Raw genomic sequence first — 25,231 nt, forward strand, 5'->3', positions numbered from 1 at the left:
GCGGTCAGGCCGCCGGATGGGCGCGCGCAGCCACCGCGCCGCCGAGCACCACATCGGCGCCCTCGTTGGCGCGGGCTATCCACGGCGCCTTTTTCGGCAGCACGGTCTGCTGCAGCCAGGCATCGATGGCATCGGGCAGCTGCGGCCGGCTGAACAGGAAGCCCTGCATCACCGTGCAGCCGAGCCGATGCAGCACCTCCATCTGGCGCAGGTTCTCGACCCCTTCGGCCACCACACGCAAGCCGAGCGAACGCGCCAGCGCGATGATCGCGGTGACCACCGCCGAACTCTGCGGCGTCATGCCGAGGTCGCGCACGAAGCTGCGGTCGATCTTCAGTTCGCTGATCGGCAGCGTCGTCAGGTAGGCGAGCGACGAATAACCGGTGCCGAAGTCGTCGATCGAGATCTCGACGCCGATCTCGTTGAGCCGGTGCAGCGAAGGGATCACGTTCTGCAGATCGCGCATCAGCCCCGTCTCGGTGATCTCGAGCTCGATCGAATGGTGCGGTACGCCGTAGTGCGAAACCGCCTCATGGATGTGGTCGACAAGGTCGGTTCGCTCGAACAGCCGGTTCGGCAGGTTGACGGCGATCGACTCGGCAAAACCGAAACTGTCGCGCCAGATCCGGACCTGGCGGGCGGCCTCGCGGATCGCCCATTCGCTCATCGGAATGATCAGCCCGGTTTCCTCGGCCAGCGGTATGAAATCGCCCGGCGGCACCAGCACCGATCCACGCTGCCAGCGCATCAGCGCCTCGGCGCCGACCATCCGGGCGGCGCGCACATCGATCTTCGGCTGGTAGTGCAGCACCAGTTCGTTGCGTTCGATCGCCTTGTGCAGCGCGCTTTCGAGCTCGAGTTTTTCGCGCCCCTTGCCGGCCAGTGCAGGCCGGTACAGCGACAGGTTGTTGCGGCCCTGCGACTTGACCGAATACATCGCCATGTCCGAGTTGCGGATCAGGTCGGCGACCGTCGCACCATCACGCGGGTACAGCGCAATGCCGACGCTGGCGGTGACAAAACATTCCTGACCACCGACAAAGATCGGCTCGCGCATCAGGTCGAGCACGCGCATCGCGACCCGTTCGGCATCCATCTCGTCGACCACCTCGGGCAGCAGCGCGACGAATTCATCGCCGCCGAGCCGGCCAACCGCCTCCAGCGTGCGGTGGGACCGCGATGCCATGCTCTCGAGCGAGCTTTCCATCACCTGGTCGGAATGGCGAACGCACGAGCGCAGCCGCCGCGCGACCTCGGTCAGCAGATCGTCGCCGGCGCCGTGGCCGAGCGTGTCGTTGATGACCTTGAAACGGTCGAGGTCGATCAGCAACAGGCCGACCTGGTGGTTCAGCCGCTTCGCATGCTCGAGCGCGCGCTCGGCGCGCCAGATCAACTGGCGGCGGTTCGGCAGGCCGGTCAGCGCATCGAAATTGGCCAGATGGCGAATCTTGTCCTCGGCCATCCGCCGGTCGGTGACGTCCTGCACGATGCCGGTATAGCCGATCAGCATGCCGTGTTCGTTGAACTCCGGCTCGGCCTCGGTATGGATGATGCGCATCCGCCCGTCGTCGAGCGTCATCGGGATGTCGGTCGCGATCACCGAGTTGTGGCGGAAGATCTCGTGCAACACGCTGAGCAGGCCGCCGCGGTCTTCGTACGACAACATCCGCAGCAGTTTGCGGAAGCCCACCGGCTGGTCGGTCAGGAAGCCGAGCACACGCAGCCCTTCGGCCGACAGGTTCAGGCTGCTCTGCTGGCGCCGCCAGTCGAAACTGCCCATCCGTGCCAGATCCTGCGCGCGGGCCAGCTTGGCCTTGCTGCGTTCCAGTTCCTGCCGGGTGCGAGACGAACGCAGCAGATAACGCAGCCGGCCGGCGAGCAGGCTCCACTGGGTCGACTTGACAAAGAAGTCGGTCGCGCCGGCCTCGTAGGCGCGGTTGATCGATGCGTCGTCGTCGAGGCCGGTCAGCATCAGCACCGGCAGCGATTCGAATCCGGGCAGGTCGCGCAGCAGGCGGCAGGTCTCGAAGCCGTCGAGACCCGGCATCACCGCATCGAGCACGGCAACGTCGGGGGCCATCTTGCCAAGCAGCCGCAGCGCGTGTTCGCCGCTGGTCGCCTCGGTCACCGCAAAGCCGCGTTCGCGCAGCGCCTGCGACGTCAGCAGCAGGTTGACCTCGTCATCGTCGACGAGCAGGACCTTGGGCTGCGCCATTGCGTCGTTGTCGACCCGGTGCCCGTCATGGTTCATTGCGCAGCGTCCTTCAAGCCATCAAGCGCTTGTATCACGACCGCGATTTCGGTGCCAATCTGTTCGACCTGCCGATCGAGGCCGACGACGGCGTTGTCGCGAATCTGCTGCTCCAGATCGGCACAAAGTCGCGACAACTGCAACGCACCGAGGCTGGCCGACGATGATTTGAGCGTGTGCGCCACATGACGGACGCCGCCCAGATTGGCGGCGGCAGCGGCCTCGCGCAGTTGCGGCAGCAGCCTGGCGGTCGAGCTGCAAAAGGCGTCGATCACCTTTTCAAGCAGACGGGCGTCGCCGCGCGGATCGAGTTCGCGCAGACGCTGCAACGACTCCGGATCGAGAATGGCGCCCCGCTCGCTGCCGGACGCGCCCGCACCCGCATCGCCGGCGTTTCCGGCGCTGGCGGCTGCCTTCGGGCGTCGAGAAAACGGCATCGGTTCGGCTTGTTCGGAACGGTTCGAATCGGTCATCGGATTGCGCGGTCCGACGGCCGATTCGAGCGCCCCGGACCCCTTTTTAATCATCAGATCACAGCGCGATAGTGTGCCGCATCCGCCGCCGACCCGCGGCCACAGGCCGCCTATCGGCTGCGTTTGGCGCCTCGTCGCTGTGGCGCTGCCACGACTCTTCATCGGCCGACAGCGGTAAAACTTGACGACCGTGCTTGCGGCCGGACGGGCGCGCGCCCTCCTTACAATGATTCAAATGGCAACGGCGCCCCTGCATTGCAACTCCGAGCACCCGTCAGCGCGCCGGCCGGGTGCTGCCCCTCGCTGCGGCGAGGGGCGACTGTATCGGCGGCTTGTTGCAGCACCTCTGCTGATGCTCGCCTCGGCGGCGCATGCCCAGCAGCAGATCGGCGACCACGCGATGCCGGCCTGGGTCTGGCCGGCGCTGCTGGCACTGCTGTTGCTGGCGATGCTGGTGATGGCGATGCTCTGCCTGACGCTGTTGCGGCGCGAACAGCAGCTGCGCCAGCGGCTCGACTCGATCGAGCAACGGCGGACCGAGGGCCAATCGGCGCTCGCCGGCGCTGCCGCGCCCACAGCGGCCGCTGCTGCAGCAGCCCCGGCCAACACCGCACCCGAGGATCAGGAATCGTTCAGCTATACCGTCTCGCACGACCTGCGCGCACCGATTCGCGTCGTCGAAGGTTTTACGCGGATCCTGAAGGAGGACTACGGCCGCGTCCTCGACCGCGTCGGCAACGACCACCTCGACCGCGTGCTCGGCGCCGCAGCACGGATGAACAGCATGATCGACGCGATGCTCGCGTTGTCGCGCCTGTCGAGCCAGCCGCTGGCGCGCCAGCCGGTCAACCTGTCGCAACTGGCGAACTATGTCGCCGACGATCTGCGCCGGCAGTCTCCCGATCGCCAGGTGCAGTTGCACATCGAGGACGGCATGCAGGTGGTCGGCGACCCGGTGCTGCTGCGCGTCGTGATCGAGAACCTGCTCGGCAACGCGTGGAAATACACTGGCAAATGCGAACAGGCCGAGATCAGCTTCGGCCGCCATCCGCGCGACGAACAGACCTTCAGCATCTGCGACAACGGCGCCGGCTTCGACATGCGTTTTGCCGATCGGCTGTTCGGCGTCTTCCAGCGCCTGCACAGCGCCAATGATTTCCAGGGCACCGGCATCGGCCTGGCGTCGGTACGCCGCGTGATCCGTCGCCACAACGGCGAGATCTGGGCCGAATCGGAAGTCAATCGCGGCGCGCGCTTCCACTTCTCGATCCGCCCGGACTGAGTCGCTCGGCCGCCGCCCCGGCGGCGCGCGCGGAAAGCGCGCTCAGCGTTCGCCGGAAGACGACAGCAGTTCGACCGCCTCGAGCAGCCGCTCGGCCTGCTCGGCCAGCGGCCTGCCCTCGCTGTCGGCGATGCGCTGCAGCCGCTGCAACGCGGCCGTGCGCGACAGCGAATAACGGTGCATCAATACGCCGGCGGCCATGGCTACCGCCGGCAGCATCGCAGCCTGCTCATTGGCCGCGCGCCCGGCAGTCGGCTGCGGCCGCGCAGCAACGGCGCCGCGCTCGATGTTGGCAAATGCGGCCTCGACCGCGGGCACGATCTGCTGGATATCCAGCGGCTTGACCAGATAGGCCACCGCGCCGAGCTGCTTCACATGGTTGACCGTCGCATCGTCCGAGAAGGCTGACAGGAACATGAAGGGCATCTGGCAATAGTCGCGCAGATAGGTGGCGACGTCGAAGCCGCTCTTGCCTTCCATCCGGATATCGAGCAGCGCCAGGTCGGGGCGGTGTTCGCGCGCGAGCAGGATCGCATCGTCGCCGTTGTCGGTATCGATGACGTCGTATCCGGCCTGCGACAGGCCGTGCGCCAGCGTGGCCAGCACCAGCCGGTCATCATCCACCACCAGGATCTTGCCCTTGTTCGCCATTCGACCTTTGCCAATACGCAGAAAGTAGCCGCTTCGCCGGTCCATCGCCGAGCGGCCGCAACGCATTGTTGCAAAAAGCCACAGGGCTGAACAGCCGAGCAGTCCTGCACCACTGCCGTTCGGGCGTGCTAGTCGAGCCGGGTCACCCCCGGCGGCACCAGCGCCACCGTCGCGCGCACCTCGTCGCGGTGCTGCTCGAGCGTGAATACCGCGCTGCGCCGCGGCAGCAATGCACGCACCAGCCCGAGGCCGGACACACCTCCCGGGAAGCGGCTGAGCTGGAAACCCTCGGGCAAGCGCCCGAGGTTGGAGATGACGATCCTCACCTCGCCCTCGCCGGCCTCGAGCCGGCAGTCGACGCGGGCCAGACCGGCGCTGTGCTTGACGGCATTGGTCAGCAGTTCGTTGATCGTCAACGCGACCGGGATCGACTCCGCCTCCGGCAGCGCCCAGCTCTGCGGCGAATCGCCGACGATCGCCAGCTCCATCTGGCAGCCGAAGGTGCGCTGCACCGAGGCGGTGATCGATTCGACCAGCGCCTTCACCCGCAGCGGCCCGCTGACCCCGACCTGCAGCCCGTAGACCTGTGCGATCGCCTGCACCTGCGCGACCACCTCGGAGATGGCCGGCGCGACTTCCGGCTTGCGCTGCGCGATCTGCTGCAGCAGGCCGGCGACGCCCTGCAGATTGTTCTTGATCCGGTGGTGCACTTCCTTGACCAGCATCTCGCGCTGGCTGATCGCCGCATCGAATTTCGCCTGTTGCGCCGCGCGCTGCTCGGTGACGTCGGTCGCGACCATCAGCAGCTGGCTCGGCGCCTGGCCGGCCACCGTTGCCAGCGGCAGATAACGCGCGTCCCAGACCTGCGCCTCGCCGGCACGTTCGACGCGGTATTCGCGTTGCGTGACTTCGGCCGATCCGAGTGCCTGCACCATGTCGGCCCGCCGCTGCGCCGCGATCGTCGGCGGGAAGATCTGTTCCGGCTCGAGACCGATCAGCTCGTTCGGACTGCGACCGACGCTCAGTGCAGCGGTCTGGTTGACCTGCAGGATCTTCAGCGTGCGGGCGTCGCGCAGGCTGATCGCCAACGGCGCCGCCTCGATCACGCGCTGCAGCGACGCCTGCGCCTGCGACATCCGCGCCTCGGCCATGCGGCGTCGCTCGACGTCGAGCAGGGCGTAGGTCAGCTGCCGGCCGGTCGCATCGCGGCCGGTCGCGACGACATTGCCGACGATCCAGAACTGGCGGCCGTCGCGCGCCTTGACCTGGCATTCGAAGGTCTCCGCCTCGCCTTCGACCAGTTCGTTCAGATAGTGTGTCTGGCGGAACGGATGGTCCGGGTCGGGCGTCGCGACGGTGGCGATCGACTGGTTCAGAAAATCGACCAGGTCGCCGCCGAACATCCGGCGCGCCGAGCGGTTCATCCATTCGATGCCGCGCGGGCCGACGGTGACGATGCCGACCAGCACCGAATCGAGGATCGCCCGCGTGCGTTCGGCCTGCAGCGCAACGACCTGTTCGGCGCGGTGCCGGTCGTCGACATTGACGTAGGCGGCGATCATGCCGCTGCCGGGATCGCCTTCGCGAACCAGCCGCAGGCTGACCTGGACCCAGATCAGACGCCCGTCGACGCGGCGCAACTGGCGCTCACCGACCCAGCGTCCATGCTGGCGCAACGCCGCCTGCTCGACGCCGGACTCACGCTGGTAGGCAGCCGAGTCGGCGAACAGGATCTCCAGCGGCGACAGCAGCAGTTCCTCGACGGTTCGGCCGGTCAGCTGCGCGAGCGCCTGGTTGGCGCGCTGGATGCAGCCATGGCGGACGAAGGCGATGCCGACCTCGGACAGGCTGAACATCAGCTCGCGGTCCCGGGCCAGTCGCTCGAGCTCGGCCTGCTGCGTCTTCAGCCGCGTGATGTCGGACAGCACCGCGATCACTTCGGTCTGCTCGCCAGGCGCGCCGGTGCGCCGCACCGACAGCGCATACCACTTGCGCGGCAGGCGTTCGTGTTCCGGCGCGACCTCGAATTCGGTCTCGAAGCGCTTGCCGGCGGCCAGCGCCTTCATCGTGTCCTCGAGAATGCGCCGCGCCTGCGGCTGGCGGGCGAAGATGTCGTGCACGCTGCTGCCGGCGATCCGGCCGCGGCGCAGGCCGAGCATCGCCTCGAAGCGGCGGTTGCAGCGCACCAGCACCGCGCCGCGCACATAGGCGATGCCGGCGGCGCTGCTCTCGAGGATGGTGCTGACCTCGCGCAGCAGCTGCTCGCTGCGCGCGAGTGTCAACTGCTGCTCGGTGATGTCGAGCGTGACGACCGACGTCGTGCGCTTGCCGGAGGCCAGCGTCGCCGGCTCGACGCGGGTCAGCAGCCAGCGGTTGCCGAGTTCCGGATGGCGGATCGCATACCGAACCTCGGCCTGCTGCGCATGGCGCAGCGCATGCTGCAGCCGCTCGTATTCGGGCAGCGATTCAGGCAGCACGATGTCGCGGTTGATCGACTGCAGCGCCGCCGACAGTGGTTTGGCCGCCTTGCCGGCGCTGGCGCCGCCGCCCGGCGCCGCCCGCGAAGGCCGGGCACGCTGCCGCACCCATCCCGACGATTCCTGGAAAGTCGCCAGCCCGACACCTGCGGTATCCATCAGCGCACCGATCTGCACCTGCGCCAGGTCTCGTTCCTCCTCAGCGCTGCGGTCTTCGACGACCGCCATGAAGCGCTGTTCTCCGTCGAAGGTGCGGTAGCAGCGCACCGTCGCGCGCAGATGGCGCTGGCTGCCATCGCCCAATGCGAGCCAGCCCTGGCTGACCAGCGGCGGCCCGCCCGGCTGCAGCTCCGGCAGGCGCTGCCGACCCTTGCCCGGCCGGATCCTGTCGTCCCACGCCAGCAGATGCTGCAGGCTGGCCGGCGCATCGTCGAGCGTCATCGGCAACTGGCCGATCAACTGCTCGAAGGCCGGATTGGTGCGTACCAGCAGGCCGGCCTCGTCGTACAAGACCATGCCGAACGGGCTCAGCACGAACCAGTCATCGAGTTCGCGCGCCGAACGGTCGGCGCGCTCGCGGGCGACATGTTCGGCGGTGGTGTCCTGCAGCATCGACAGGTAGAACACCTGGCCGGCATCGTCGTGCAGCGACCGGCACGAGATCCGCGCCCAGCGTTCGCGGCCCTGCGCATCGAGCATCCGCTGCTCGACCAGTTGCGCCACCGCGTCGCCGGCGGTTTCCTCGGCCTGCCGCTTGCGGGCAGCCCGGATCTGGGCGTGGTCCTCGGGCGGCTGGAAATCGACCGGATCGCGGCCGATCAACCGCTCGCGCGGGAAACCGAGAAAAGCCAGCAATGCCGGATTGACATCGACGAGGCGGAAGCGGTGGTCCTGCAGCCAGGCCGGAAATGGCGACTGCCACTGCAGCCGGATGAGTTCGTTGACGGCAGCGCCGGTCACCTCAGCGGTCGCGGTTTCCGGCATCTCCCTGGTGCCCGCCATCAGCCGAGCTGGATCGCGGTGCCGAGCGAACGCAGCACCGCGCGGTTGATTTCGGTCACGCTCATCAGCAGGCCGTCCGCCGCCTCGAGGTAGTCGGTTCGAGACTCCGATTCGATCGCCTTCACCAGTTCGAGGAACGGCTGGTACGGACCACTCTGCTCGAGCAGCGCCTGGCTGATCCGCTCGCTGACCGGCAGCGATTTCAGCAGCACATCGAACGGCTGGCGGAACATGCAGTCGAGCAGCGAAAAAACGCCGCAGATGAAGATCTCGTTGCGCATCGCCTCGTCCGACGTCGCCCGCGTCAGTTCCTCCATCAGCATGCCGCGGCGCACCGCGGCAAACATCACCGGCTGCATGTCGGCATCCTTGCTTGCGGTGGCCAGCAGCAGCGCCAGCCAGCGCTTCAGCCGCTGGTAGCCGAGCAGCATGATCGCATGCCGGAAAGAGCCGATCTCGACCTGGAAGCCGAACGCCGCCGAATTGATGTAGCGCATCAGCTTGAAGGCCAGCGACGGGTCGCGCTTCAGTGTCTGCTCGAGGCGTTCGATCGGTTCCTCGTGGTCGACCTGGTTGATCAGTTCGACGATGACCTGCAGGTCGGGGTGGATCGTCGAACGGGTCGATGCCGCCTGGCCGCTCAGGTCGTCGAACGGCCAGCCGAGCACCGCGACGGCGCCGCGCTTGAAACTCTCGTCCATCGCGCCGACGCTGCGCACGCCCGACTGCACATGCGAAATGCTGCGCGTCACGCCGGCCGGCACCGGCCGCGGGTCGGCGAGCCGGCGGTCATCGACGACGTCGATGATCGAATATTTGAAACACGGCAGGATCTCGCGCGGCAGTTCGGTCAGCGGCCGGCCCTTGATCAGCAACTGGATGCCGTCGCGGTGCAGGCGACGGATCGATTCGACATTGGCTTCGTCGGCGGCCATGAAGGCCGGCACCTCGACCATCACATTGGTCGGCAAGCCGGAGCCGAGCAGGTCACGCAGCAGCGACTCGGACGTCACGTTCAGCGAGACCCGGGCGCCGCCGGCCGGCCAGACGCCGGCGACCGCATGCAGCAGTTCCGCGGCGTCGAGCGCCAGTTCCGGGCGCAGCGAAAAAATCGTCAGCCGCGTTGCGGTGACATTGCGGCTGCGGTCGATGAACGGCGAATAGCCAAGCGCCACCTGACCGAGGATTGCAATGTCGAACACTGGATGGCTCCCTGCCTTGCACCGCCTGCGCGGGCACCGGTAGGGACACCCGTCGACAGGTTCAAACGTTGAGGTACTGGAACAGCGACATGCGCTGGACCATCGAATACGATTTCAGCGCTGCATCGTAGCCGGTTTGCTTGCTCTCGAACTCCGAGATCGCCGCGACCATGTCCAGGTCCTCGGCGCTTGCGCGTTCGGTCTGGTGGTGCAGCTTTTCGCTGGCCAGCTGGTTCGACGCGCTGTCGATCCGCGACAAGGCCTCGCCGGCCCGTGACCGCGCCGCCTGCAGCCCGCCCATCGCGGCATCGAGGTTGCGCAGATTGTCGAAAACCGACTGGTTCAGCGCCGCGCCACCGGCGCCATTTGAAAGGTCCGCCACCGCCTTGTCGAGCGCGCCGAAGACGCTCAGATTGGCGGTCGACGGCACGATGCGGTAGGTCTCGCCGTCGAGCGGCGTGCCGTTCAGCGTCAGTTCGATGCCGTCGAACTCGATCGCCTGGCCGGCGACGAACGGCCGCGAACCGACCACCGCGCCGGTGTCGGTGTTGGTGATGGCCACCGATTGCGTCGCTGCGTCGTAGGCGACGTCGTAGTTGTTGCCGGTGATCGAGCCAGGCGCAATGACGCGCGCCGTTTCGACCCATGCGCCCTGGCCGCCGGTTGGCGGACGGACGTCGAAGACGCCGTTGCCGGTTCGCGCCGACAGCCAGATCGCCGCGCCGTCGAGCGCCAGCGGCAGGTTGCTGCCCGGTTCGGTCATCGCAACGCCGGCGCTGCCGACATAGGTGGCGCCGGTCTGCTCGGGCACGACACCGGCTTGCGGGCGCGAATCGACGAACGGCTGCACGCTGGCACCCTGACCGCCGAACAGGAAGCTGCCGGCGCCGTCGGAGCGGTTCGCGATCGCCATCAGCTGGTCGCGGATCTGCCCGAGCTGCACCGCCATCGACTTGCGCTCGGCTGCGCCGTAGCTCGCATTGCCCGAATTGACGATGATCTCGCGTGCCTGCTGCATCAGTTCGCCGGCTTCGCCGAGTGCACCTTCGGCCTGCATCATCATCGAGCGGCTGTTTTCGACACTGCGTTCGCTGGCGCGAACCCGTGCCTCGCCGGCGAGCGCCCGTTCGGCCCTGGCCGCGGCGACCGGATCGTCGCTGGCGCGGGTCACCCGCTTGCCGCTGGTCAGCCGCTCCTGCGCATCGGTCAGTTCGGTCTGCCGCCGCTGCAAGGTAACGACGCCGGCGTCATAGCTGTTTGCGGTACTGATTCTCATCGCCTGTCTCCGTTACCGCGATGCCGCCTGCAGCAGCGAATCGAACACCGCCTGGGCGACCTGCAGCATCTTTGCCGCTGCCTGGTAGCTCTGCTGGAACTGGATCATCCGCGCCGCCTCCTCGTCGAGGTTGACGCCTGAATTGTTGGCAGCCTGCGTCTGTGCCGCCTCGGCAACCGCTGCGGATTGCTTGGCCACCGCCTTCACGGTCTGCACACGGACGCCGAAATCGGCCAGCAGGTTGGCCCAGGCATCGCCAAAGCTGCTGGCCGCGGACCTGACGCCGCCGGACTGGTTGTCGACGTCGGCGCCGATCATTCCCAGATCGCGCAGGCCGAGCAGCGCATTGGCATTGCCGTTGTTGTTCGCCGCCAGCGCGGTCGGCTGGATCCGCACACTGTCGCCAATCGCCGGCGTGCCGCGCAGGCTCAGGCGCCACTGCGGGTCGGCAGCGCCGACCGGGAAAACAATCGGCTGGCCGGGAAGCAATGTCTCTGGCGTCGGCGAAAACGTCGCGCCGCCGTCGGTGCTCCAGGTATAGGTCGTCGCCTGGGTCACCGGGTCGCGGTCGAAACGCAACACGACGTCGGCCACCGGCGCGGCAATCGGCGTCAGCACCGTCAACCGGTCGATGCCCATCGTGCCGGTATTCGCTGCAGCGGTCGACGCGCTGACCGGAGAAGCCGCTGCAATGCCGCGTGGATGGTCCATCGCCAGCGCGATGTCGCGAGCGGCAGCGGCCAGCGGCCGGATCAGGAAACGGTCGCCGTTCGCTGGTTCGGCGGCACCGGCCAGCTGGATCGTGATGCCGTCGACACGGAAACCGGCACTCAGCACGCCAGGTGTCAATGCCGGCAGTTCGGGCGGGCTGAACACATGGTTGTCACTGAGCCGGCGCAGCGAATACGAGGCGGCGGAGTCGCGGACCAGCTCGTAGTCGCTGGCGCGAAGCTGCGAGCTGTCGGCAACCGTCAATGCAATCGATGCATTGCCGCTGTTGTTGTTGGCCGGCAGCACCTGCGCAGCGCCAACCTGCAGCAGCGCACCGCCGGGCTGGCCGTTCAGATCGATGCCCAGGCCCTGCTGCCTGTTCAGCTGATCGGCAACGCCGGCAGCCAGCTGGCCGAGCCGGTTCTGCGCATCGACGAGGTCGCGGTTCTGGAACAGCATCAGGCCGCTGATCGAGCCGCCGCCCAGCATGTTGGCCGGCACCTCGAGTTCGGCATTGCCCTGGCGGATGCCGAGCTGCAGTTTCGCCGGGTCGAAGGGGTCGGCGACCGTCGTCAGCGCGACCGTCTGGGTGCCGAGCACCAGGTTCATGCCACCGGCGAGAAAGACATTGACGCTGCCATCGTCGGCAGCCACCGTATTGATCTGCAGCAGCTCGCTGAGCTTCGACAGCGTCGAGTCGCGCAGATCGAGCAGGTCGTTCGGCGCATGGCCACTGCCCCGCGCCAGCGAGATCTGCTGGTTCAGATCGGCGATCTGCCGGGTCAGGCCGTTGGCAGCGGCGACCGACGTCTTCAGCTCCTGATTGATACCGCTCTGCAGCGTATCGAGCTGCGTCTGCGCGGTGCGGAAACGGCCCGCCGTCTCGTCGATCCGACCCAGCGCGACCTGGCGCGCCGACAGGTCCATCGGTTTCGCGGCGACATCCGCGAATGCGTTGAACAATTCGCCGACTGCATGACCGATGCCCATCTCGCCGGTCTGGAACACCCGCTCGAGCTGCTGCAGCTGCCGGTTCAGCGCCGCATCGGAGGCTGCCGCCGAACGGCTGGCCGCCGCCTCGCGGGTCAGAAACTGGTTGTGCAGCCGGGTCACCGTCGTCACGTCGACGCCGCGGCCGAAGAAGCCCGACGGGCTGCCCTGCGCCATCGCGGTCGACAGTTCGACCTGCTGACGCGAATAGCCGGCGGTATGGGCATTCGCGATGTTGTTGCCGGTCGTCTGCAATGCCGCGTAGTTGGCATGCATTGCCTGCGCGCCAAGCGCCATCAACGGGCTGACCGGCATCGTGGCTCCTTCGCGCCGGCCGTCAGGTCAATACGCGCTGCAGCCGCAGCGTCGTATTGATGACCTGGGTCAGCTTTGCGGCGTAGGCCGGGTCGGTCGCATAACCGGCGCGCTGCAGGCCTTGCGCGAAGCCCTGCGCGGTGCTGGCATTGGCCACGACCTGGCTGTAGCGCGGGCTGTTCTTCATCAGCTTCGCGTAGTCCTTGAACGCTTCCTCGTACGAGTTGTACGAGCGGAAGCTCGCAACCTGCTTGCGCGGCCGGCCATTGACATATTCGGTCGTCATCACCTCGGCGGTCTTGCCGGTCCAGCTGCCGCCGGCCTTGATGCCGAACACGTTGAACGAGGTGCTGCCGTCGGCATTCCTGATTTCGCGTTTGCCCCAGCCCGATTCATGCGCCGCCTGCGCGACCATGAAGCTGGCCGGGATGCCGGTCGCCGCCTCGGCGGCTTCCGCGGCATCGTTGTGCTGGCTGACGAAATCGGCCTGCTTGGTGCCGGTGCCGGCCGCAGCGGCAGCGCGCGCGATCTCCTCCGGCGTTGCGATGTCGCTGCTGCCAGCCAGCTTGCCGTTCGGCGGCTCGGTCGGCTGCGCCGTGCCGCCGCCCATCTGCCGTTCGAGCTGGCGGGCGATCGCCGCTGCCAGCCCGCCGGGCATGCCGGTCATCTGGGTCGCGAACTGCTGGTCGAGCATCTCGGTGCCCATCCGGCTGGCGTCGTTGTCGAGCATGCCGGTGGCCAGCGTCGCCTTGCGCATGCTTTTCATCAGTTCCTGCATGAACAGCGCCTCGAACTGCTTGGCCGCGTCCTTGATCGCTTCCTTCGGATTGCGCGCGGCCTTGGCCTTCAGCGCATCGGTGCTGCGCGAATCGCCGGCAAGGGCCAGATCGGCGGTCCGCGCCGAACCGCCGCGGATCGCCATCGGGCTGTCTGGCAGCGAGAGTTTCATCAAATCACCTCCAGATCGGCATTCAGCGCGCCTGCCGATTTGATCGCCTGCAATATCGCCAGCAGATCCTGCGGCGTCGCGCCCAGCGAATTCAGTGCCTTGACCACGTCGGCCAGACTCGTTCCGGCCGCGAGCGCGATCAGCGCTCCCGGCTCCTGCTTGATCGTGATGTCGGATTTCTCGACCACCGCGGTCTGGCCGCCGGCCAGCGCATTCGGCTGGCTGACCTGCGGCGTCGTCGCGATCGTCACCGACAGGCTGCCGTGCGCCACCGCGCAGGCGGCCAGCGTCACCGCCTGGTTCATCACCACCGAGCCAGTGCGCGCATTGATCACGACCTTGGCCGACGGAATCGAGCGCTCGACCTCGAGGTTCTCGATATCGGCCATGAAGGCCACCCGCGACGCCTCCGGCGGCAGGTTGACCCTGACGACGCGGCCATCGATCGCTTGCGCGACGTCGGAACCGATCTTCTTGTTGATCGCATTGGCGACCCGGCGGGCGGTGTTGAAATCACTCGCATTGAGATCGAGCTGCAGCGTTTTGCCGTCGTTCAGCGGCGTCGGCACCGCACGCTCGACGCTCGCGCCATCGGGAATCCGGCCTGCGCTCAGGTGGTTGATCTGCACCTGGCTGCCGCCGGCGGCGGCACCTGCGCCGCTGACGATCAGGTTGCCCTGGGCGACCGCGTAGACCTGCCCGTCGGCGCCTTTCAGCGGCGTCACGATCAGCGTGCCGCCGCGCAGGCTTTTTGCATTGCCGAGCGACGAGACATTGACGTCGATCGTCTGGCCCGGTTGCGCAAATGCCGGCAGCTGTGCGGTGACCAGCACCGATGCGACGTTCTTCAGCTGCATCGTCGTGCCGGCCGGCACCGTGACACCCATCTGCTGCAGCATCGCATTGATGCTCTGCGTCGTGAACGGCGCCGACGTGCTCTGATCGCCGGTGCCGTCGAGACCGACAACGATGCCGTAGCCGACCAGCTGGTTGCTGCGTACGCCCTGCACCGACGCAACCTCCTTGATCCGTGCCGCTTCGGCCGGCGCCGGCCACCACAAGGCGGCGCTGGCCGCCAGCAGCGCCAGCACGACCAGCAGCCTGACCAATCGGTCAGGGCTGGTTCCGGTGGACGGCGTGTGCTCGGGTGGGGTCGGGGTGTTCATGGCAACAGCTGAAGTGGCTGTTGCCCATTCTCGGCAAACTTAAATCGGCAGAACGCTCAAAAAGAAGCGCGACAACCACGCTATTCCCTGGGCATCGGCCTGTGCACCACGCCCGCGGTTCTCGATCCGCACATTGGCGATCTGCGCCGAGGCAACGACATTGCCGGGCTGGATCGCGCGCGGGTCGACCTGGCCGGTAAAGCGCAGGATGTCGACATTGTGGTTGACGCCGACCTGTTTCTCGCCGGCGATCAGCAGATGGCCGTTCGGCAGCACGTCGGTGACGAGCGCGGTGATCGTGCCGGAGAAGTCGTTGCTGTTCTCGGTGCTGCCCTTGCCTTCGAAGCTGTTCGCCGACGAACCGGTCGCACTCGCGCGATTGAACGAATTGGCCGAAAAGAACGGAATCGCGCTGATGCCGGCCTTGACGCTGCCCTTCTTGTCGACCGAGCTGACGCTCGACTGCGTCGCCGAGACCTTCTCGGCAATCCGCACCGTCAATGCATCGCCGACCATCCGCGCGCGGTGGTCCTCGAACAGCGGCCGGTATTGCGCATGCTGGAAGATCGCGCCATTGTTGATCGGCGCCACCGCAACAACCGGCAGCGGCCGCACCACCGTCGGTGCCAGATCGACCTTCGGACGCCGGTTGACGGTCTCGCAGCCGACCAGTGCCAGGCACAGCGCAGCGCCGCCGAAGACGGCTGCAGGCCGCGCAAGATTCGAAAACTTGGCTCGCGTCATCACATCTGGCTCAGTTTCGCGAGCATCTGGTCGGTGGTCTGGATCGCCTTCGAATTGAGCTCATAGGCGCGCTGGGTCTGGATCATCGCGACCAGTTCCTCGACGACATTGACGTTCGAGGTCTCGACAAAACCCTGGCGCAGCCCGCCGAGTCCGTTCTGGCCTGGCGTTCCGACCGTCGGATTGCCGGAGGCGGCGGTTTCGGTGAACAGGTTCTGGCCCTTCGGCTCGAGGCCGGCCGGATTGACGAAACTCGCAAGCTGGATCTGGCCGACCGCCTGTGCGCCGGCCTGCCCCGGCAAGGTCACGCTGACGGTGCCGTCGCTGCCGACGCTGATGCTTTGCGCATTCGGCGGGATCGTGATGCCCGGCGTCACGGTATAGCCGTTGTTGGTGACCAGCTGGCCCTGCGAATTGACCTGGAACGAGCCGTCGCGGGTATAGCCGGCGGTGCCGTCGGGCATCTGCACCTCGAAAAATCCCTGGCCGAGCACCGCCATGTCGAGCGGATTGCTGGTCTGCTGCAGATTGCCCTGGCTGAACTGCCGGGCGGTCGCCACCGCGCGGGTGCCGAGGCCGACCTGCAGCCCGGTCGGCAGCGTCGACTCGCCGGCGTTGTTGCTGCCGGCCTGCCGCAGGTTCTGGTACATCAGGTCCTCGAACACCGCATGCGAACGCTTGAAGCCGTTGCTGCTGACGTTGGCGAGGTTGTGCGCGATCGTGTCGAGCTGCAACTGCTGGGCTTCCATGCCCGTCTTGGAAATCGATAGGGATCGGATCATCGCGGCACTCCTGTGCTTGTCATGGTTGTCGCTTGCACGGCATCGGTACGGCTCAGCCGACCGACAACAACTGGGCGGCTGCCTTCTCGTCGCTCTCGGCGGTCTGCAGCAGCTTCATCTGGGATTCGAACTGGCGCGACGCCGCGATCATCGCGACCATGCCGCCAACCGGGCTGACGTTCGAGCCTTCGAGCGCGCCACCTTGCAGCTTGGCTTCCGGATCGGCCGGCAGTGCGGCGGCATCGCGGGTGCGGAACAGGCCATCGGCGCCGCGCTGGAACGGTTCTGCCGGCGTCACCAGCTTCAGCTTGCCGACGACAACCGCCGGCGCATTGCCTTTCACGGCACTGACGGTGCCGTCGGAGGCGATGCTGATCTCGCTGTCCGCCGGCACCTGGATCGGCCCGTTGGCGCCGAGCGCGACCAGCCCGCTGTGGTTGACGAGCGTGCGGTCCTCGCGCACCGTCAACGCGCCGGCCCGCGTATACGCCTCGGTGCCGTTCAGCGACTGCAGCGCCAGCCAGGCATTGCCCTTCATCGCAACATCGAGGTTGCGGCCGGTCGGAATCGTCGGCCCCTCGCTTGGGTCGTAACCAACCGAGGTCTCGAGCGCGAAGACGCGTGTGCTGGCGCCGTCGCCTTCGACCGGCACCGCACGGAATGCGCTCAGTTCGGCGCGGAATCCGGTCGTCGAGACATTGGCGAGGTTGTTCGCCAGCACCGCCTGGCGGTCGAGCATCGCCCGCGCGCCCGACATCGACAGGTAGATCATCCGATCCATCGCATCGCTCCGTTTCGACGATCAGTGCAACTGCACCGGATTCACGACGACGTTGCCGTCGTCATTTCAGGTTGACCAGCGTCTGCAGCACCTGGTCCTGCGTCTTGATCGTCTGCGCATTGGCCTGGTAGATCCGCTGCGCGGTGATCATGCTGACCAGTTCGCCGGTCAGGTCGACGTTCGATTCCTCGAGCGCGCCGGCACGCAGTGCGCCGAGGCCGCCGTCGCCGGGAATGCCGAGCACCGGGTCACCCGAGGTCACGCTGCGCGTCCAGGTATTGCCGCCCTGCGGGTTCAGGCCCTGCGGATTGCGGAAGTTCGCCAGTTCGATCTGGCCACCCGGCTTCGACTGGCCGTTCGAATAACGGGCCAGCACGATGCCGTTGCCCTCGATCGAGATGCCACTCAATTGGCCGGGCGCATAGCCGTCCTGCGTGATGTCGGTGACGCTGAATTTCGCACCGTACTGGGTCACGCCGGTGAAGCCGAGCGCGACGCCGGTGATCGGCAGCGTCGGTGCGCCATTGACATTCGTCGACGCCGGGATATCGACCACCGGCAGAGAGGCTGGGGGCACCGCTGCCGGCGTGAAGTCCGGCGAGCCGCCGTTCGGCGCAAACTGGATCTCGAGCGACGGCTGCGGTGCACCCGGCGTACCGCTGATCGGTTCGCCATTTGCGGTGACGTAGACATTCCAGTGGTCATCCCGCGGGCTTGCCGACTTCTGGAAATAGTAGGTCAGCGCGACATCCTGGCCCTTCGCATCGAACACCGTCACCGACGTCGAATTGTTGTACGTCTTCGGATCGGAGAAGACGATCGCCGGCAGGCCGGCGGGCTGCTCGGTCGCGGCGGCGCGCGAGTCCAGGTTCAGCTCCATCTTGATGCCTTCGGTCGCCCGCGGCGCGATGCCGGCGGTCGGGAGCTGCAGCGGCTTCGCCTGGCCCGGCTGGATCACGCCCTGGCCGTCGGCCTGGTAGCCGATCAGCTTCATCTGCTGGTTGTTGATGATGAAGCCGTCCTTGTCGATCTTGAACTGGCCGTTGCGGCTGTAGACCGCCGGGTTCTGGCCATCGGTCATCTGGAAGAAGCCCGAGCCGCTGATCGCCAGGTCCATCGAATTGGCGGTGGTCGTGATGCTGCCCTGCGTGAACTGCTGCGAGACAGCCGCCAGGTTGACACCGGTTCCGATGCTGGTTGCGGTGGTGCCGCTCAGCGATGCGGTGTAGACATCGGCGAACTCGGCCCGCGCGGCCTTCGCGCCGAAGGTGTTGGCATTGGCGATGTTGTTGCCGATGACGTCCAGGCTCTTGCTGGTGGCATTGAGACCGGAGAGGCCTTGTTGGAAACTCATGGCGGGGTCCTTGTGATGACGGGGTGGCGATCTGCCGGGCGGATCGTTCGGGAAAAAATCAGTTGAATGCCTTGATGTCGGCGTAGGCGACGGTCCTGCCGCCGGCCAGTTCGAGCTGCAGGCTGTTGCCGCTGGTGCTGACCGAGGTGACCGGCGCCTTCATCAGCGCGGTCGAGCTGGTTTCGACGCCGCCGCTGACCGAACGCACGCGAAAACTCAGTCCGCTGGAGGCATCGGCATTGCCGGCCGGCCAGTTGAAACTGTGTTTGCCGGCGCTGTGTGCACCGAGCTGCAGCGTATCGACGACCTGGCCGCCGGGCGACAGGATCTCGACGCTGACCGAGTCGGCCGGCCCGCCCAGTTCGAAGCCGCCCTGGCCGATGCCCGACGTCAATGACAGCTGGTTGCCGGCGATCACGACATCGCGGCCGACCAGCGAGGCGCCCTGCAGCGCCTGCATCTGCATGAACTGGCCGGACAAGCCCTGCACCGTGCTGTTCAGCTTTTCGATGCCGTTGACGGTATTGATCTGCGCGAGCTGGCTGGTCACCTGCGCGTTGTCGAGCGGGTTCAGCGGATCCTGGTTCTGCATCTGCGTGACCAGCAGCTTCAGAAAGCGGTCGGCACTGGCCGCGTCGCTTTTCGACGAGCTGGCGGCCGGCGAATCGCCGAGCAGCGCGGTATTCAGGTTGTTGGTGACGGTGGTCATCGGGGCTTCCGGATCGTTTCAGGAGTTCGAGGCCGTGTGGGCTTATTGGCCCATCTGCAGCGTCTTCATCAACAGCGTCTTCGCGGTATTCATCACCTCGACGTTGTTCTGGTACGACCGCGATGCCGAGATCATGTTGACCATCTCGTTGACCGGATCGACGTTGCTGTAGGTCACATAGCCGTCGGCATCGGCATTCGGATGGGTCGGGTTGTGCAGCCGCTTGCCGGGGCTGTCGTCCTCGCGGATCGTCGATACCCGCACGCCGGCGGCTGCCGGATCCTCCGGCGAGGCGCCGAGCAGCTGGGTCTGGAATTCGACCATCCGCGCCTTGTAGGCCTTGCCGTCGGGCCCGGCGACAGTATCGGCGTTGGCGAGGTTCGATGCGACGACGTTCAGCCGCTGGCTTTGCGCGCTGATTGCGCTGCCCGAGACATTGAAGATGGTGGCCAGGCTCATGGTTTGCCTCCCTGTGCTGCCGATGCGGATTCAGTCGTTCTCACGATTGCCCCTTGATCGCGTCGAGCATGGTCCGCACGTTGCCGTTGATGAAGCGCAGGCTGGCTTCGTACTTGACCGCGTTGTCGGCAAAACTCGCGCGCTCGCGGTCCATGTCGACGGTATTGCCGTCGAGGTTGGTCTGTGCCGGACGTGCATACAGGAAGCGGTCACCGGCCAGCCCTGCGGTCGACGCCAGCGCCGGTCCGGCGGTGATGTGGCCGCGGCTGCTCGTTGCCAGCATCGCACCGCGGCCGGCAGCGCCGGCGCCGGGCTGAGCGGTGGCATCGCGCAATGCGGTCTTGAAATCGAGTTCACGCGCCTGGTAGTTCGGCGTATCGACGTTGGCGATGTTGCTGGCCAGCAGTTGCTGCCGCTGCGACCGCAACGCGAGCGCATCGCCATGGAAATTCAGCGCATCGGTGAGACGGTTCAGCATCGGCTGCTCCTGCGGATTCGACGGTGGGGGCTGGACCCGGTGCGATGTGCAGCACATCGGCATCGGCCATTCCCCGGATGTGAAGGATTCTGAGCAGCCACCGTCAAAACATTAGCGGGATAAGCGGGGCCAACCGGGCGCAATTCGCGGCGATGGCAGACGGCGGCGGAAACTACAGTCTCGGCATGAAGACGCAGACCCACCGTGCCCTGGACCACTCGCCCCGCAGCGGATTGCGCGGACTGCGGCTGCGCGATGCCCGGCGCGTCGCGATCGCCGCGGCGCTGCTCGGCGGCCTGACGGCTGCCGCATCGGCGGCCACCGTCAGCCCGCTGGTGATTGGTGACCCGGGCGCCGGCGCGGCCGCTGGCGGTGCCGCCGCTGCGCCGAACGCGCTGCCGGCCGAACTCGAGCAGTCGCTGCAGATGCAACTGGAGAAGCTGGCGCTGAACAGCAGCCAGCAGGCGGTTGCCGGTGTCAACCGCGTCGAGATCGAAGTCGGCCGGCTCGATCCACGTCTCAAGCTCGCGCCATGCGAACGGGTCGAACCCTATCTGCCGACCGCCACCCGGCTGTGGGGCAAGGCACGCATCGGACTGCGCTGCACGCAGGGCCCGACGCCATGGAATGTCTATCTTCCGATCACCGTGAAGGTATTCGGTCCGGCCTGGGTGGCCGCAGGTTCACTGGCCCAGGGCGCGGTGATCGGTGCCGACGATCTGATTCAAGGCGAGATCGATCTGGCCGAAGAAGCATCACCGATCATTGCCGATCCGGATCAGGCCACTGGCCGGGTGCTGCTGCGCCGCATCCAGGCCGGCCAGGCGGTTCGCGCCGTCGACCTGCGGCCGCGCCAGTGGTTTGCCGCCGGCGATGTCGTGAAGGTTGTCGCCAACGGCCCGGGATTCTCGATCAGCGCCAAGGGCGAGGCGCTGTCGCATGGCATCGAGGGCCGGGCGGTGCGGGTGCGCACCGACGCCGGCAAGATCATCAGCGGCTATGCCGCTGGCGAACGACGCGTCGAGGTGCGACCATGACAGCGACTGCCGCAAGCCAGCCCGGTGCAAAAGACTCCACAATTACCCTAAAGTCGATCGACAACCGGTCGATAACAGTGTCAATGGACCCGCGTGAACCCGGCACAGCCCCTTCGACGGCAATGCCTTTCAGGAGTATGTGATGAAAATCGGCAACCCAATCGACAAGCCCGGTCTGCAACCGGTTGCGACCCCGCGTGGCAAGGCGGCCGATGCGGAGCGTACAACGGCCGCGGGCAGCACCGGCAGCGCCAAGGTTGAACTGTCGAATGCCGCGACCACGCTGCTCGATGGCGCCGACGCGGATTTCGATGCGGCCAAGGTCGAGCGCATCTCGAATGCGATCAGCCAGGGTCAATTCAAGGTCAATCCGGAAGCGATTGCCGACAAGCTGCTGGCCAACGCCAGGGAATTGCTGAGCCGGCCGCACTGACGCGCCTGTTGCGATACCGAGCCGGCCGCACCAGCGGTCCGGCCGCCGCTTCCTTTCGACCCCCCTCACCGGTGAGCAGACAAGCATGAACGTTCCGAGCGCAGCCAACGCAGCGTCGATTCCGGGCCAACCGCAGAGCGACCTCGACCAGGCAAGCAATGCAGGCCTCGAACTGAGCCTGAGCGCTGTCGAGACACGGCTCGCGGCACTCGGCGAGGCGCTGCTGCAGCGCGACCTGCCGGCCATCGAGCGCGAATCGGCCGAACTGCAGCGCTCGCTGGCCAGCGCGATCGACGATTTTTCGCGCGCCGCCCGCAATGCACCGATCCCGCCGGCGCTGCGTCGCCGGCTGGCGAATACCGGCGGCCATGTCGCCGCGCAACGCGAATCCTTTGCCCGCGCCACCGCGGCGCTCGATCGGGCGATCGACGTGCTGCTGCCGCGCGAAGTGCCGGCGATCTACCGCCCGAACGGCGGCCATTCCAGAGCCAGGATCGGCGCCGTCCTCGAGGCCTGACGCGATCACGCTGCGCGGCGCCACTGCGCCGCACTGCCAGCCCGGATATCTCACCGGGTAGCGATGAAGCCTACAGGGACTTGTGGTCGGTGGCCGCGAAACGCAGCATCCATGCAGCGTTTCAAGCGCCTTTCAGCGACCTGGTGAATATTCGGGCTAGGCTAGCGGCTGTTGCCGCCCCAGCCGATGAACCGCCGCCTGATCGCCCACCTCGACATGGACGCCTTTTATGCGTCCGTCGACCTGCTCCGCTACCCCGAACTGAAAGGCCTGCCGGTTGTCATCGGCGGCGGCCGCCAGCATGCGCCGCAGATCCGTCCGGACGGCAGCCGGCGATTTGCGCGGCTGCGCGACTACGCCGGCCGCGGCGTGATCACCACCGCGACCTATGCGGCACGCGCCTTCGGCGTCTCGTCCGGCATGGGCGTGATGAAGGCGGCACGGCTGGCACCGGACGCGGTGCTGCTGCCGGTCGATTTCGACCAGTACCGTCATTTCTCCCGTCTGTTCAAGGCCGCGGTGCGCGAGATTGCGCCGCAGGTCGAGGATCGTGGCATCGACGAGATCTATATCGACCTCAGCGACCTGCCCGGTGCGCAGGATGATGCCGGCAAGGCGCTTGCGTCACGGTTGAAGGCCGCGGTGACGGCGGCGACCGGCCTGCATTGCTCGATCGGCGTCGCGCCGAACAAGCTGCTGGCGAAAATCTGCTCCGATCTGGACAAGCCCGACGGCCTGACGCTGCTGGCGGCCGACGAGATCGCCGACCGGATCTGGCCGTTGCCGGCAGCGAAGATCAACGGCATCGGCCCGAAGGCGAGCCTGCGGCTGGCTGGTTTCGGCATCCACACGATCGGCGACCTCGCGGCCGCCGAACCGAACTGGCTGTGCGAGACCTTCGGCCGCAGCTATGGCGCCTGGCTGCACGCCGCGGCGCACGGCCGCGACGAACGGCCGCTGGTGACCCACAGCGAGCCGGTCTCGATCAGCCGCGAGACGACCTTCGATCGGGATCTGCATGCGGTGCGAGACCGCGATGCGCTGGCCGCGATCCTGAACCGGCTGTGTGCCCAGCTCGCCGCCGACCTCGAGCGCAAGGCCTACGCGACACGCAATATCGCGGTCAAGCTGCGTTTCGACGATTTCCGCATCGTCAGCCGGGCGATGACGCTGCCCGACCATGTTGCCGATGCCGCGGCGATCCGCCGTGCCGCCGGCCAGTGCCTGAAGCGCGTCGACCTGAGTCGGCGCTTGCGCCTGCTCGGCGTGCGCGCCGGCGCGTTGCTGCCGGTTTCGCAGCTTGGCGAAGGCGGTGCCGGGGCCGCGATCCGGCGCGGCGAGACTCTGCCGCTGTTCTGACTCGCCGCCACGCACAGCGACGGCTGCGCCGGTGAACCGAATTCGGCTCCAAAACAGCTTCTGTTCGGCGCATTGCGGCGCAGCGAGCGACGCGACACTCGGGCCGACTGCAACCCATTGCGCGTCAGCACCGCCGATCGTCGACGGCGCCGATGCGAAGCCTCGCGGAGTTTTCGATGAAGAACCTGTTGATCGCCCTCCCCGCTGTGCGCGCTGTGCAACGCCGATCGGCCTGGATCGGCCTCGCACTGCTCGGCGTCGCGACGTTCTTCGCCGCGCCGGCGGTGGCTGCACCGGGTGGAACAATCGCATTGGCCATCGACACCTCGCTGCGAGCGCATGGTGAAGGCCTGGTGTGGCGCGATCGCGTCGTTGCGCGCACAGCCACCACGTGGCTGGAGCAGCGCGGCAAGAGGGCCGAGGCAACGCGGCGTGTCGCTGCAGTTGACGGCGCACTGGCGACGCTCGATGCCGGCCACCGGGCAGAGGCCTTCCATTTCAGTGCAGCCAGCGCCTTTGCCGAAAACCGCGTGATCCTCCGCACCCGGTTGCATCTGACGCGCCAGGCGCACGGCGTCGCGCTCGGCCTGTCGCAGCCCAATCCCTACCAGGCCTTCCCCGAGCTGGCGTTGGCGCTGCGCCTGACCCACGATTTCTCGCTCGGCGCCGAATACCGCTTCACGCCCGACAACCGCAATCCGGCCGGCCCGTTTGGCGCTTACGCGCGCGATGGCGCCTGGAAGGATGTCTACCTCGCCTGGACGCCGAACCGCCACTTTTCGCTGACCGCGTCGTATGTCGACCTCGGCCGGCTCGGCGGATATGCCAATGGCGGCGTGAGGCAGAGCGGGCATTATCTGGCGGCGGAATTCTGGTACTAGATGGGCTCCCCCCCGGAGCGCCTTCGGCGCACCCCCCCAGGGGGGCCGAGCCCGGACACAAAAGGTCCGGTGGACCTTTTGTGCCTGGCGAGGGGCCGGGCCACTGTGCCCGGCGCGGCCTGCAAGGCCACTGGCGGACCGGCAGAGCCGGATCCGCGGTGGCCGCTTGATGGGGCGCCTCGTTCCTCGCGCGGCGCGCAGCCCGTCCCCGAATGGTGTGTCAGATGACGGCGGCGCTGCGCTGATAAAGCCAATCCGCTGTCGCCGGTTGATGGGCGCATCGTTCCCGCGCGCCACGCTGGTAGGGCGCGTTCAGCTGATCAGCGGTCTCAGGCCCTCGGCAGCGTGACGCCGCGCTGGCCCTGGTATTTGCCGGCGCGGTCCTTGTAGCTGGTTTCGCAGACTTCGTCGCTTTCGAAAAACAGCACCTGCGCACAGCCTTCGCCGGCATAGATCTTCGCCGGCAACGGGGTCGTGTTGCTGAACTCGAGCGTCACGTAGCCTTCCCATTCGGGCTCGAACGGCGTCACGTTGACGATGATGCCGCAGCGCGCATAGGTACTCTTGCCGAGGCAGATCGTCAGCACATTGCGCGGGATGCGGAAATATTCGAGCGTGCGCGCCAGCGCGAAGCTGTTCGGCGGGATCACGCAGACGTCGCTGTTGATGTCGACGAAGCTTTTTTCGTCGAAATTCTTCGGATCGACGACGGTGCTGTAGATGTTCGTGAAGACCTTGAATTCAGGCGCGCAGCGGATGTCGTAGCCATAACTGCTGGTGCCGTAGCTGACGATTTTCTGTCCGTCGGCCGATTCCCTGACCTGGCCGGGCTCGAACGGCTCGATCATGCCGTGCTGTTCGGCCATCCGCCGTATCCACTTGTCGCTCTTGATGCTCATGGTCGTGTCGATGCGCGGCTGGGCGCTTCCTCTGCGCACGATTCTAAGTGGGG

23 protein-coding genes are annotated in these 25,231 nt (G+C 66.9%); 6 read left to right on the forward strand and 17 right to left on the reverse strand.

What is annotated here, in order from left to right; genetic code table 11:
• Positions 1–4 precede the first annotated feature (4 nt).
• Both ACNH6H_RS06320 and ACNH6H_RS06325 read right to left on the reverse strand, forming a co-directional pair.
• Positions 5–2,251: a putative bifunctional diguanylate cyclase/phosphodiesterase gene (locus ACNH6H_RS06320; RefSeq protein WP_418316564.1), complete on the reverse strand. Its 2,247-nt coding sequence runs from the start codon at positions 2,249–2,251 to the stop codon at positions 5–7.
• Positions 2,248–2,688 (reverse strand): Hpt domain-containing protein, encoded by a 441-nt coding sequence (locus ACNH6H_RS06325; protein ID WP_418316565.1) that lies wholly within the window; start codon positions 2,686–2,688, stop codon positions 2,248–2,250. The genes ACNH6H_RS06320 and ACNH6H_RS06325 overlap by 4 nt, the downstream gene beginning before the upstream one ends.
• A gap of 388 nt (positions 2,689–3,076) precedes the next feature.
• Between ACNH6H_RS06325 and ACNH6H_RS06330 the strand changes: the two genes are divergently transcribed.
• Positions 3,077–4,006 carry a sensor histidine kinase gene (locus tag ACNH6H_RS06330; RefSeq protein ID WP_418316566.1) on the forward strand — a complete coding sequence of 310 codons (930 nt, stop codon included), beginning with the start codon at positions 3,077–3,079 and terminating at the stop codon, positions 4,004–4,006.
• A 42-nt stretch (positions 4,007–4,048) separates the two neighbouring features.
• Here ACNH6H_RS06330 and ACNH6H_RS06335 read toward each other — a convergent pair whose 3' ends face one another.
• The 14 genes from ACNH6H_RS06335 to flgB form a co-directional block, all read right to left on the reverse strand.
• The gene (locus ACNH6H_RS06335; protein ID WP_418316568.1) at positions 4,049–4,657 is read right to left on the reverse strand and encodes a response regulator; all 609 of its coding nucleotides are present in this window, start codon (positions 4,655–4,657) and stop codon (positions 4,049–4,051) included.
• Between the two features lie 128 nt (positions 4,658–4,785).
• Positions 4,786–8,136, reverse strand: coding sequence for a PAS domain S-box protein (locus tag ACNH6H_RS06340; RefSeq protein WP_418316569.1), 3,351 nt, complete (start codon positions 8,134–8,136; stop codon positions 4,786–4,788).
• Positions 8,136–9,338 carry an EAL and HDOD domain-containing protein gene (locus ACNH6H_RS06345; RefSeq protein ID WP_418316571.1) on the reverse strand — a complete coding sequence of 401 codons (1,203 nt, stop codon included), beginning with the start codon at positions 9,336–9,338 and terminating at the stop codon, positions 8,136–8,138. Before ACNH6H_RS06345 ends, ACNH6H_RS06340 begins: the two co-directional genes overlap by 1 nt.
• A 61-nt stretch (positions 9,339–9,399) precedes the next feature.
• Positions 9,400–10,614, reverse strand: a complete 1,215-nt coding sequence (flgL, locus tag ACNH6H_RS06350) for a flagellar hook-associated protein FlgL (RefSeq protein WP_418316573.1) — start codon at positions 10,612–10,614, stop codon at positions 9,400–9,402.
• Positions 10,615–10,626: 12 nt separating this feature from the next.
• Entirely contained in the window at positions 10,627–12,630 is a 2,004-nt protein-coding gene (flgK, locus tag ACNH6H_RS06355; protein WP_418316575.1) for a flagellar hook-associated protein FlgK, read from the reverse strand.
• 22 nt (positions 12,631–12,652) lie between these two features.
• On the reverse strand, positions 12,653–13,579 hold the full coding sequence (flgJ, locus tag ACNH6H_RS06360) for a flagellar assembly peptidoglycan hydrolase FlgJ (protein WP_418316577.1): 927 nt from the start codon (positions 13,577–13,579) through the stop codon (positions 12,653–12,655).
• A complete protein-coding gene (locus ACNH6H_RS06365; RefSeq protein ID WP_418316579.1) occupies positions 13,579–14,745 on the reverse strand; it encodes a flagellar basal body P-ring protein FlgI in 1,167 nt (388 codons plus the stop codon). The genes flgJ and ACNH6H_RS06365 overlap by 1 nt, the downstream gene beginning before the upstream one ends.
• A gap of 39 nt (positions 14,746–14,784) precedes the next feature.
• Positions 14,785–15,489, reverse strand: coding sequence for a flagellar basal body L-ring protein FlgH (locus ACNH6H_RS06370; protein WP_418316580.1), 705 nt, complete (start codon positions 15,487–15,489; stop codon positions 14,785–14,787).
• A complete protein-coding gene (gene flgG / locus ACNH6H_RS06375; protein ID WP_418316582.1) occupies positions 15,489–16,271 on the reverse strand; it encodes a flagellar basal-body rod protein FlgG in 783 nt (260 codons plus the stop codon). Before flgG ends, ACNH6H_RS06370 begins: the two co-directional genes overlap by 1 nt.
• A 52-nt stretch (positions 16,272–16,323) precedes the next feature.
• A complete protein-coding gene (locus tag ACNH6H_RS06380; protein ID WP_418316583.1) occupies positions 16,324–17,052 on the reverse strand; it encodes a flagellar basal body rod protein FlgF in 729 nt (242 codons plus the stop codon).
• A gap of 61 nt (positions 17,053–17,113) precedes the next feature.
• Positions 17,114–18,406, reverse strand: coding sequence for a flagellar hook protein FlgE (flgE, locus tag ACNH6H_RS06385; protein WP_418316584.1), 1,293 nt, complete (start codon positions 18,404–18,406; stop codon positions 17,114–17,116).
• 58 nt (positions 18,407–18,464) lie between these two features.
• Entirely contained in the window at positions 18,465–19,115 is a 651-nt protein-coding gene (locus tag ACNH6H_RS06390; RefSeq protein ID WP_418316585.1) for a flagellar hook assembly protein FlgD, read from the reverse strand.
• A 42-nt stretch (positions 19,116–19,157) separates the two neighbouring features.
• Positions 19,158–19,574 (reverse strand): flagellar basal body rod protein FlgC, encoded by a 417-nt coding sequence (gene flgC / locus ACNH6H_RS06395; protein WP_418316587.1) that lies wholly within the window; start codon positions 19,572–19,574, stop codon positions 19,158–19,160.
• A gap of 40 nt (positions 19,575–19,614) precedes the next feature.
• Positions 19,615–20,052 (reverse strand): flagellar basal body rod protein FlgB, encoded by a 438-nt coding sequence (gene flgB, locus ACNH6H_RS06400; RefSeq protein ID WP_418316588.1) that lies wholly within the window; start codon positions 20,050–20,052, stop codon positions 19,615–19,617.
• Positions 20,053–20,237: 185 nt separating this feature from the next.
• On the opposite strand from flgB, the gene flgA reads away from it, so the two are divergent.
• The 5 genes from flgA to ACNH6H_RS06425 all read left to right on the forward strand — a co-directional run bounded on the left by flgA (position 20,238) and on the right by ACNH6H_RS06425 (position 24,279).
• Positions 20,238–21,089 (forward strand): flagellar basal body P-ring formation chaperone FlgA, encoded by an 852-nt coding sequence (gene flgA, locus ACNH6H_RS06405; protein WP_418316590.1) that lies wholly within the window; start codon positions 20,238–20,240, stop codon positions 21,087–21,089.
• A 142-nt stretch (positions 21,090–21,231) separates the two neighbouring features.
• Positions 21,232–21,522, forward strand: coding sequence for a flagellar biosynthesis anti-sigma factor FlgM (flgM, locus tag ACNH6H_RS06410; RefSeq protein ID WP_418316591.1), 291 nt, complete (start codon positions 21,232–21,234; stop codon positions 21,520–21,522).
• Between the two features lie 85 nt (positions 21,523–21,607).
• Positions 21,608–22,039, forward strand: coding sequence for a hypothetical protein (locus tag ACNH6H_RS06415; protein WP_418316593.1), 432 nt, complete (start codon positions 21,608–21,610; stop codon positions 22,037–22,039).
• A 186-nt stretch (positions 22,040–22,225) separates the two neighbouring features.
• Positions 22,226–23,398: a DNA polymerase IV gene (gene dinB / locus ACNH6H_RS06420; RefSeq protein WP_418316595.1), complete on the forward strand. Its 1,173-nt coding sequence runs from the start codon at positions 22,226–22,228 to the stop codon at positions 23,396–23,398.
• Positions 23,399–23,574: 176 nt separating this feature from the next.
• Positions 23,575–24,279, forward strand: coding sequence for a DUF3034 family protein (locus ACNH6H_RS06425; protein ID WP_418316597.1), 705 nt, complete (start codon positions 23,575–23,577; stop codon positions 24,277–24,279).
• A 329-nt stretch (positions 24,280–24,608) separates the two neighbouring features.
• Here ACNH6H_RS06425 and dcd read toward each other — a convergent pair whose 3' ends face one another.
• On the reverse strand, positions 24,609–25,178 hold the full coding sequence (gene dcd / locus ACNH6H_RS06430) for a dCTP deaminase (RefSeq protein WP_418316599.1): 570 nt from the start codon (positions 25,176–25,178) through the stop codon (positions 24,609–24,611).
• Positions 25,179–25,231 lie beyond the last annotated feature (53 nt).

It is taken from the genome of Pseudideonella sakaiensis (assembly GCF_048320135.1).
Lineage (GTDB): Bacteria > Pseudomonadota > Gammaproteobacteria > Burkholderiales > Burkholderiaceae_C > Ideonella_A > Ideonella_A sakaiensis_A.

What these genes read in the sequence shown, in the direction of transcription:
- ACNH6H_RS06320 (WP_418316564.1), bottom strand. Translation starts at nt 2,251, where the DNA reads ATGAACCATGACGGGCACCGGGTCGACAACGACGCAATGGCGCAGCCC.
- ACNH6H_RS06325 (WP_418316565.1), bottom strand. Translation starts at nt 2,688, where the DNA reads ATGCCGTTTTCTCGACGCCCGAAGGCAGCCGCCAGCGCCGGAAACGCC.
- ACNH6H_RS06330 (WP_418316566.1), top strand. Translation starts at nt 3,077, where the DNA reads ATGCTCGCCTCGGCGGCGCATGCCCAGCAGCAGATCGGCGACCACGCG.
- ACNH6H_RS06335 (WP_418316568.1), bottom strand. Translation starts at nt 4,657, where the DNA reads ATGGCGAACAAGGGCAAGATCCTGGTGGTGGATGATGACCGGCTGGTG.
- ACNH6H_RS06340 (WP_418316569.1), bottom strand. Translation starts at nt 8,136, where the DNA reads ATGGCGGGCACCAGGGAGATGCCGGAAACCGCGACCGCTGAGGTGACC.
- flgL (WP_418316573.1), bottom strand. Translation starts at nt 10,614, where the DNA reads ATGAGAATCAGTACCGCAAACAGCTATGACGCCGGCGTCGTTACCTTG.
- flgK (WP_418316575.1), bottom strand. Translation starts at nt 12,630, where the DNA reads ATGCCGGTCAGCCCGTTGATGGCGCTTGGCGCGCAGGCAATGCATGCC.
- flgJ (WP_418316577.1), bottom strand. Translation starts at nt 13,579, where the DNA reads ATGAAACTCTCGCTGCCAGACAGCCCGATGGCGATCCGCGGCGGTTCG.
- ACNH6H_RS06365 (WP_418316579.1), bottom strand. Translation starts at nt 14,745, where the DNA reads ATGAACACCCCGACCCCACCCGAGCACACGCCGTCCACCGGAACCAGC.
- ACNH6H_RS06370 (WP_418316580.1), bottom strand. Translation starts at nt 15,489, where the DNA reads ATGACGCGAGCCAAGTTTTCGAATCTTGCGCGGCCTGCAGCCGTCTTC.
- flgG (WP_418316582.1), bottom strand. Translation starts at nt 16,271, where the DNA reads ATGATCCGATCCCTATCGATTTCCAAGACGGGCATGGAAGCCCAGCAG.
- ACNH6H_RS06380 (WP_418316583.1), bottom strand. Translation starts at nt 17,052, where the DNA reads ATGGATCGGATGATCTACCTGTCGATGTCGGGCGCGCGGGCGATGCTC.
- flgE (WP_418316584.1), bottom strand. Translation starts at nt 18,406, where the DNA reads ATGAGTTTCCAACAAGGCCTCTCCGGTCTCAATGCCACCAGCAAGAGC.
- ACNH6H_RS06390 (WP_418316585.1), bottom strand. Translation starts at nt 19,115, where the DNA reads ATGACCACCGTCACCAACAACCTGAATACCGCGCTGCTCGGCGATTCG.
- flgC (WP_418316587.1), bottom strand. Translation starts at nt 19,574, where the DNA reads ATGAGCCTGGCCACCATCTTCAATGTCTCGGGCAGCGCAATCAGCGCG.
- flgB (WP_418316588.1), bottom strand. Translation starts at nt 20,052, where the DNA reads ATGCTGAACCGTCTCACCGATGCGCTGAATTTCCATGGCGATGCGCTC.
- flgA (WP_418316590.1), top strand. Translation starts at nt 20,238, where the DNA reads ATGAAGACGCAGACCCACCGTGCCCTGGACCACTCGCCCCGCAGCGGA.
- flgM (WP_418316591.1), top strand. Translation starts at nt 21,232, where the DNA reads ATGAAAATCGGCAACCCAATCGACAAGCCCGGTCTGCAACCGGTTGCG.
- ACNH6H_RS06415 (WP_418316593.1), top strand. Translation starts at nt 21,608, where the DNA reads ATGAACGTTCCGAGCGCAGCCAACGCAGCGTCGATTCCGGGCCAACCG.
- dinB (WP_418316595.1), top strand. Translation starts at nt 22,226, where the DNA reads ATGAACCGCCGCCTGATCGCCCACCTCGACATGGACGCCTTTTATGCG.
- ACNH6H_RS06425 (WP_418316597.1), top strand. Translation starts at nt 23,575, where the DNA reads ATGAAGAACCTGTTGATCGCCCTCCCCGCTGTGCGCGCTGTGCAACGC.
- dcd (WP_418316599.1), bottom strand. Translation starts at nt 25,178, where the DNA reads ATGAGCATCAAGAGCGACAAGTGGATACGGCGGATGGCCGAACAGCAC.